At 67.7% G+C, this 7,481-nt stretch carries 7 protein-coding genes; 1 reads left to right on the top strand and 6 read right to left on the bottom strand.

What is annotated here, in order from left to right; translation table 11 throughout:
- Positions 1-95 precede the first annotated feature (95 nt).
- The 6 genes from ACGFIZ_RS33780 to ACGFIZ_RS33755 are packed head-to-tail and all read right to left on the bottom strand — an operon-like array spanning position 96 to position 5,986.
- Entirely contained in the window at positions 96-1,301 is a 1,206-nt protein-coding gene (locus ACGFIZ_RS33780; protein WP_393427296.1) for a cytochrome P450, read from the bottom strand.
- Positions 1,298-2,380 (bottom strand): fatty acid desaturase, encoded by a 1,083-nt coding sequence (locus ACGFIZ_RS33775; protein ID WP_393427293.1) that lies wholly within the window; start codon positions 2,378-2,380, stop codon positions 1,298-1,300. The genes ACGFIZ_RS33780 and ACGFIZ_RS33775 overlap by 4 nt, the downstream gene beginning before the upstream one ends.
- The gene (locus tag ACGFIZ_RS33770; RefSeq protein ID WP_393427290.1) at positions 2,367-2,666 is read right to left on the bottom strand and encodes an acyl carrier protein; all 300 of its coding nucleotides are present in this window, start codon (positions 2,664-2,666) and stop codon (positions 2,367-2,369) included. The genes ACGFIZ_RS33775 and ACGFIZ_RS33770 overlap by 14 nt, the downstream gene beginning before the upstream one ends.
- A complete protein-coding gene (locus ACGFIZ_RS33765) occupies positions 2,666-3,589 on the bottom strand; it encodes an acyl-CoA desaturase (protein WP_393427287.1) in 924 nt (307 codons plus the stop codon). Before ACGFIZ_RS33765 ends, ACGFIZ_RS33770 begins: the two co-directional genes overlap by 1 nt.
- Positions 3,576-4,385, bottom strand: a complete 810-nt coding sequence (locus tag ACGFIZ_RS33760; protein ID WP_393427284.1) for an acyl-CoA desaturase — start codon at positions 4,383-4,385, stop codon at positions 3,576-3,578. The genes ACGFIZ_RS33765 and ACGFIZ_RS33760 overlap by 14 nt, the downstream gene beginning before the upstream one ends.
- 59 nt (positions 4,386-4,444) lie before the next feature.
- Complete coding sequence (locus tag ACGFIZ_RS33755) at positions 4,445-5,986, bottom strand: fatty acyl-AMP ligase (RefSeq protein WP_393427281.1); 1,542 nt, start codon at positions 5,984-5,986, stop codon at positions 4,445-4,447.
- Between the two features lie 788 nt (positions 5,987-6,774).
- Between ACGFIZ_RS33755 and ACGFIZ_RS33750 the strand changes: the two genes are divergently transcribed.
- Positions 6,775-7,254 (top strand): GNAT family N-acetyltransferase, encoded by a 480-nt coding sequence (locus tag ACGFIZ_RS33750; RefSeq protein ID WP_393427277.1) that lies wholly within the window; start codon positions 6,775-6,777, stop codon positions 7,252-7,254.
- The last annotated feature ends 227 nt before the right edge of the window (positions 7,255-7,481 follow it).

Below are 7,481 nucleotides of genomic sequence, written 5' to 3'. Positions count from 1 at the left end.
GTCCAACTTCCGCCGCCTACGCCAGGAACAAGCCCGAGCCGCCCACTACCGCAAACGACTCGAACCGCCATAAGTCACGACCCGCCGTTGCAGTACTAACCCTCGAGATTGACGACCAGGTCGGCCAGGCCGCGTTGCACGAGCTGCTCCCGATATGACGGCTCGGACGCTAGGGACATCGCGGGAAAGCGCCGGAGCAGCTCGGCGAGCGCGACGTCGACCAGCAGCTTGGCGAAGCTCGCGCCCAGGCAGTAATGGGTGCCGAGCCCGAAGGCCAGCGGCGCGTTGCCCTCCCGGCCGACGTCGAACTCGTCCTGCCGCCCGAACCGTCGAGGATCCCGGTTCGCCGCCGCCAGGGTGAGCAGAACCCGTGAGCCGGCTGCGATGTGGACGCCGCCGAGCTCGAGGTCGCGGGCGGCGACGCGGGTCAGCATGTGGATGGCGGGGTCGATGCGCACGGCCTCGGTGATGAAGTCCGACAGCGTTCCCGGGTCCGCGACCAGGTCATGGGCGGGCAGGCGCCGGGAGACGACGAGCTGGACGGCGTTGCCGATGACGTCGCTCGGTGTCTGCGTGCCGGCGATGAGGAACAGGACCAGGCTGGCGACGAGCTCCTCCTCGGAGATCGCGCCGGTGGCCTCGCCGTCCCGGACCATGGTGCCGGTGAGGTCGTCCGAGGGGTGCCGCCGCCGGTGCCGGATCAGCTCGCGGAAATAGTCCGTGAGCACGTCCATGCCCGCGTCGGCGGCGGCCAGCTCGTCCTGGGTGAGGATGGGCTCGAACGCCGTTGTGCAGGCGAGTACGGGTACGCGCAGGGCGTCCCGGTCGCTCGAGGGTATGCCGAGCAGGTCGCCGGTCACCGCCATCGTGAACGGATACGTGTACGCCGCCACCAGGTCGACGCGTCCTGACAGGTCGGCGATCAGCGTCCTGGCCTGGTCGACGGCGGCCGGGCGAAGGCGCGCGACCTGCCGCGGCGAGTAGGCGTCCCCGGCGAACTGGCGCAGCCGCCCGTGGTCGGGCTCGTTGCTGAACATCATGATCTTGGTGAAGCACTGCCAGGTGGAGTGCGCGAGCAGACCGGTACGCAGGTGCGCATCCGCGTCGGTGACCAGCAGGTCGCGGTGGCGCAGCGCGGCCGAGCACTCGTCGTACCCGAGGACCATGACCAGCTCTGGCCCGAGCCGGAAGGCAGGCCCGAGCGGCCACAACGCGTCATACAACGGGTACGGGTCCCGCTTGCCCTCGCTGGTGAACAGCCGCGCCAGCGCCTCACTCGGTCCCATTCCAACCAGCGTCACGAACCGCTCCCCCCGGGTGGCACCGGCGCTCCGGAGAACGTCTCGTAGAAGCCGTTCCGAGCGTCGTACAGGTGCAGGTCCCGCAGGATCCGCCACAGGCTGAGCGGGCGCAGCCTCTCCTCGCGCACCATGCCGGGATAGGCGTCCCGCAGGGCGGCCTGGGCCTGGGGCAGGTTATAGAACGGCACCGCCGGAGCCACGTGATGTGCGGTGTGTACCGCGATGTTGTGGGTCAGGAAGTTGAGGAACCGCGGATAGATGAAGTCGGTGGTGAGCAGCAGCCGACCGGCGTTTCGGGTCCAGTGCTCGGAGGTGAGGAACGGCAGGTCGCTGGCGCTGTGGTGCATCAGCGTGGTGGCGCTGAACCACAGGTGGATCGCGAGCCACGGCACGAGGAAGCAGACGACGAACCCGTGCCACCCCGCCAGCACGAACAGGCCCGCGACCAGGAGGAGGCCGGCCGGGGCGGTGAAGGCGATGGACCGGCGTACCTCACGGGCCGCCGACGCCTTCGGGAAGAAGCCGGGACGGAACCCCGACACCAGCCAGTAACGGATGCTGCCACCCCAGAACGCCCACGTACGCGTCGCCGAGTACACGGCCCGCTCCCACCACTGCATCCGGGCGTACATCTGCGCCGGCACCGGACGCCAGTCGGTGTCGAGCTCGAGGTTGTTCGTGTGGGCGTGATGCATGTTGTGCACGTGCCGCCACGATTGGTACGGGTACAGCAGCGGCAGCAGCGCCACGTGCCCGACATAGGTGTTGAGCCGCCGCGAACGGGAGAAGGACCCGTGTCCGCAGTCGTGCGCGATGCAATGCAGACCCCAGCCGCCCAGTCCGGCCAGGACCCAGAGCGGCGGGTAGAGGTACCAGTGCGGTGCGATCACGATCCCGGCAATCGAAACGGCGTACAGGGAAAGGCTGACGCCAAATCCGAGCAGGCCCCGACTGGTACGGGGGATGAAAAGCGCCCTGGGTATCGCGGTCGTCAGATTCTCGCCCTCGAGCAGGCGGGACTTCTCCATGAAGTGGCGGAAGTCCGCCCCGGGCGAGGTGGGCACGCTAACTGCCGGCATGGGCCAGCATCCCTTGCGACTCGAGGTGCTCCACCACGGCGTCGATCGATCCGTAGTCGAACAGCAGAGCGGGCGAGAGGCGCTGCTCCACGAGACGTTCGAGCTGCCCGGTCAGCGTGATTCCCGCGCGCGAGTCGAGACCGTAGTCTTCGAAGTTCTTGGCGGTGTCGATCTCCGCGGCCGGCACGCCGACCCGCTCGGCGACGTAGTTCGTCAGCCAGGTCCGCAGCGTGTCCACGGTCAACGGGCCCTGCGGGTTCTCCACCTTTTTGAAGAAGGCCATCATCAATCTCCTATCCGTCGGCGCGCGACCGCCGTCGCGCTCGGCTCGTGCAGGTCCCAGGCGAGGCGCAGCCGGCCGAGCCCGGCGATGAGCCAGCCGCTGACGTCGGGCTCCCACCACCGCACGGCGTGCCGGTACGAGCCGGGGAACGCGTGGTGGTTGTTCTGCAGCCCTTCGCCCATGGTCACCACGGCGACCCACCAGTTGTTCGTGCTCTGGTCGCGGGTGGCGAAGGGCCGGCTGCCGAATGCGTGGCAGATCGAGCCGACGCACCAGGCCGCCTGGTTCGCGACGAAGATACGCGCCAGGCCGCCGAACACCAGCGCGGTCCCCGCGGCCTCGAGGCTCCCGCCGACCACGAGCCCGACCGCGGTGGGCAGGGCGAGGCCGAGCAGCACCCAGGCGGGATACATCCGGTGATGGGCCACGAGCTGCCGGTCGTGCAGGACGTCGGGCGCGAAGACGGACCACTTCGAGTTCTCTTCGCTGAGCATCCACGGCATATGTGCGTACCAGAGGCCTTGTGCCCTTGCCTTCAAGCCCGTGCCGTGGAGGTTGGGCGAGTGTGGGTCGCCCTCCTGGTCGGCGAACCTGTGGTGCCGTCGATGCGTGGCGACCCAGAAGAGCAGCGGCCCCTGGGCGGCCATCGAACCGGCCACCATGAGGACGTCGCGCACCCACGGCCGCGTCTTGAACGCACGGTGGGCGATGAGCCGGTGCAGGCCGATCGTGACGCCGCCGAGATGTACGAGGTACATCGCGCCGAACAGGATCAGGTCGAGGGCGGTGACGTGGCCGGTCACGAGCAGCCAGACCGCTACCGCCGTACCGATCAGCGGCAGTGTCATGGTGGTAAGCGCGGAGAACCGTTTGATCCGCAGGCTCTGCGGGTCGAGCCGGACGATGCCGGCCTCAGCCAAATTCATGCTCCTCCTCCCTCGCTTTTCCCACGCGGTATCGCACCTCGTGTGCGAGGCCGAGCTTCTCGAACACCCGGATCACGCTTCCGGTCAGGTCCAGCTGCCAGAAGCTCTGGCGGTTGTGGGCGATCGACGGCTGCGCGTGGTGGTTGTTGTGCCAGGAGCCGCCGACGGTGATCGGCGCGAGCCCGGCGATGTTGCCGCTGCCGTCTCGCGTCGGATGCGGCCGGTTGCCGATCAGGTGCCCGAGCGAGTTCACGGTCCAGGTGACGTGGTCGAGCACGAACATGCGGGCGAACCCGCCCCACAGCAGCCCCGCAAGGGCGTCGACCGGGCGGCCGGTGACCGCGAAGGCACCCAGAGCCGGCAGGACGAGCCCGGCACCGACCCACCAGGCGTAATAGCGGTCGATCGTCATCACCCGCCGGTCGTGCAGCAGGTCGGTGACCCGGCGGTCCCAGCCGGTCTGGTCCACCGTGAACAGCCAGCCCATGTGGCCGTGCCAGAAGCCGGCCAGCGCACCGGCCAGACCCGGACCCCGCGGCCTCGGCGAATGCGGGTCGCCGTCACGGTCGGCGAAGGCGTGATGCTTGCGGTGCACCGAGACCCAGAACAGAATCGTCCCCTGCGCCGCCATGCTCCCGGCGATTCCCAGCGCGGCGGTCAGGACCGGCCCAGCCCTGAAGGACCGATGCGTGAAGAAGCGGTGCAGGCCGCCCTCGACGCCGATCGAGGTCACGAGGTACATGCCGGTAAAGACCGCGAGATGCCACCAGTGGAAGCCGCTGAGGACCTCGAGCACAATCGCGCCTGCGAAGCCCGCGGTCGAGAGCAGGACGTTGAGGTACGCCCACCGCCGCATCATCGGGTGCCCGCCGACAGGTACTCCTCGCGGGTATGCCGGCGGCGTGGCTTGCCACTGGTGGTCATCGCGATGGTGCCGGGCCGTACGAGCCGTACGTCCGAGGGCCTTACGCCGTGGTCCGCCGTGACCGCCGCGACGATGCGGCCCTCGAGCTGTGCGAGTTCGTCGGCGCGTCTGACCTCGGCCATGACCACCAGCCTCTCCTCGGTCGGGCCGGGCACTGAGAAGGCGACCGCCCGGCGGATCCGCGCGTCGGTCGCGAGGACGGACCGCTCGATGTCGTGCGGGTAGAGGTTTCGTCCCGCGATGATGACGAGATCGTTGAGCCGGCCGGTGACGAACAGCTCGCCTCCGCGCAGATAGCCCAGATCCCCTGTGCGCAGAATCCCCGCCTCGAACGTCCGGGCCGTCAGCTCCGGCCTTTGGTGGTAGCCGGCCGCGACTCCGGGCCCGGACACCCGGATCTCCCCGACCTCGCCCTCAGGAAGATCGCGTCCGGAGTCGGGCTCGACAATGCGTAACTGAACGTCGCTCGCCGGGCGGCCGCAGCTGACCATCTCAGTCCCGTCGAGGCGCTCGAACCGGAGCGGGTCGCCTTCGGCCCGGGCGGTCACCATCAGGGTCGCCTCGGCCAGCCCGTAACAAGGGATCAACGCGGCGGGGTTGAAGCCGTACGGCTCGAAGCGTTCCTGGAAGCGGCGCAGCACGGCGGGTGAGATGGGCTCCGAACCACAGAAGAGGTGCCGCAGGCTCGACAGGTCGACCGCGTCTTCTGCGTCGCACATCTCGAGGGCGAAGTTGGGCGCGACCGAGATCGTGGCCCGATAGTCCGAGACCGCCTGTAGCCACCTGGACGGTCGCTGCACGAAGTGCCCGGGCGACATCATCACCAACGGCCAGCCTCCGTACAGCGCCAGCATGAGGGTCCCGACCATCCCCATGTCGTGATAAGGAGGCAGCCAGGAAACCCCTACCCGCTCCGGGTCCTCACCGATCCGCTCCGAGATCGCGCGACAGTTGCTCACCAGATTGGCGTGGGTGAGCACGATGGCCTTCGGATCATCCGTCGACCCTGAGGTGTACTGCAGAACGGCCGGTGCGGACGGCGGCTCATCCGGGACGCGGCGGGCAGGCTCCGACCTTCCGACCGGCGCAACGATGACCGGTACGCCGAGATCCGCCACCGCCTCGCACGACTCCGCGATCACCACACACGGGGCACAGTCGTCGACGATCGCGGAAACGCGCCGGGCCGTCCGCCGCGACGCCGGCGGATAGGCGGGTACGGCCGTAGCCCCGGCCTGCAGCACCCCGAAGAGCGCAGCCACGTAGCCAAGCCCCGGCGGCAACGCCAGAACAACTCGCGTCCCGGGCTCCACAAACCGGGCAACCGCCGAAGCCCGCTCGTACAGCTCAGCATAGCTCCAGCTCACGGCACTACCACTCGTACCGCCAACCAAAAACCGGTAGGCAACCCGATCCGGCTCCTCCTCGGCCCGGGCAGCCAAGATCCCCGGCAACCATCCAGCGGCGGCCACAGTCCTCCCTCTCCCCATCACGCAGACGCGTGCTCAAGGGTACCGATTGATGTCGATGTTGGCGCCCAGCGCGAACAGGGGGTTGAGGAACATCGGAAGGGACTGTACATAGCTCCTCTGTCAAGCTGGGGTGTGGAGTCGGTGCGTAGGGCTTGTGGGCTTCCCCCTGAGATGTGGACACCCTGAGCTTGTCGTTTAACCTGTCGGCCCGATGAGCTGCGGGTTTGGCTCCGAGCCAATCCGTGCACTGTGGACAGCAGACGGCCTTGGCGTGATCATGGATGTTGCTGAGACACAACACCGTTGCGTTTAGTACTCCAACGTCACTTGGCTTCGGCGTTGGGCGTGGCGCGGGCATGAGGACGGCCACCGCATTGATCATCGATGGTTTGTGAGGACAACCGAAGATCGCGCGATGGCCGTGGGCCACAGCCTAGACCTTGACCGGTGGCGTGTCATCCTCGACGAGGCGGTGGCGCCTGTCGCTGACCGGTTCGTGCGGGCGGAGCCGCGACGGACCGCCGGGCAGTTCGTCGAAGGACTGCCACCACGAACATCGACCTGGGCGTAGCCGGCTTCCACCCTCTCGACCAGGCACAACTCATCAGGTCGTGGACCAAACTTCCGGTCGCGGTCTCCGGCGGCTTCGAACCAACCGACGTCGAAGCCAGCAGACGACGCTCATGGGACATCCTCGTCGTCGGTCGCGGAGTCACCGACTCCCTGGAACCCGCCGTCGCCGCGCGGGACCTCGCCGCATCGATCGCGCTCACCGAAGGAAACCGCTCATGATCATCACCCCGCTCACCGTCGACCGGATCCCCGACCTCGAGAAACTGCTGGCACTGGGAGAGCCGTACATCAGGCTGCGTGGCTCATCGGACTACTGGCTGTACGCCACGCTGTTCGCCAACACCTGCCCACTCGCCATCACCGCCGGACAGGTCGTCGGCAGCGTGATCGCCTTCCGAAGCCAGGTCGACCCATCAGAGATCTACCTGCAGGACGTGATGACGCACCCCAACCACCGCCGCATAGGAATCACGCGGGCGCTCGTAGAAGAAGTTCACCGCCAAGGCTCCCTCTGGGGATGCCAGCGCCTATTCCTCACATCGGAACCCGACAACCACGCCGCGCACAAAGCCTGGCTCGCCATGGGCTTTGGCAACGTTCCCGGAGACACCACGGATCAGGGCGTGTCCGTGATCTACAACTACAAGGGGCCAGGGAAACACCGCGCTGTATATGAGCGACAGATCGGCGCCTAGCATCAAGCAATCCGCGCAAACCATCGCCAGCAGGCCCCAGCACGGGCGTCGTTGCACCGCAGCACTGGCATCTCAGACCCGCCCATCCTCGCCGTGAGGCGTTCGTCGCCATGGGAAAGGACAGCCTTATAAGGGCTCTTGTGATGTTCTCGTGGGTGGGTTGACGCCCTGATCAACAGGGCACGCCGTGTCCCGTCTAGGTTTCTGGCTTGTCGAAGGTCAGAAAC

The organism is Micromonospora sp. NPDC048830 (assembly GCF_043198215.1).
Taxonomy (GTDB): Bacteria; Actinomycetota; Actinomycetes; order Mycobacteriales; family Micromonosporaceae; genus Micromonospora.
The sequence above is the reverse complement of the archived record's forward strand: the minus strand, read 5'-3'. Positions and strand labels throughout refer to the sequence as shown.

Excerpts from the sequence above, each read along its gene's own strand:
- ACGFIZ_RS33770 (WP_393427290.1), bottom strand. The coding sequence starts at position 2,666 with ATGATGGCCTTCTTCAAAAAGGTGGAGAACCCGCAGGGCCCGTTGACC.
- ACGFIZ_RS33765 (WP_393427287.1), bottom strand. The coding sequence starts at position 3,589 with ATGAATTTGGCTGAGGCCGGCATCGTCCGGCTCGACCCGCAGAGCCTG.
- ACGFIZ_RS33775 (WP_393427293.1), bottom strand. The coding sequence starts at position 2,380 with ATGCCGGCAGTTAGCGTGCCCACCTCGCCCGGGGCGGACTTCCGCCAC.
- ACGFIZ_RS33750 (WP_393427277.1), top strand. The coding sequence starts at position 6,775 with ATGATCATCACCCCGCTCACCGTCGACCGGATCCCCGACCTCGAGAAA.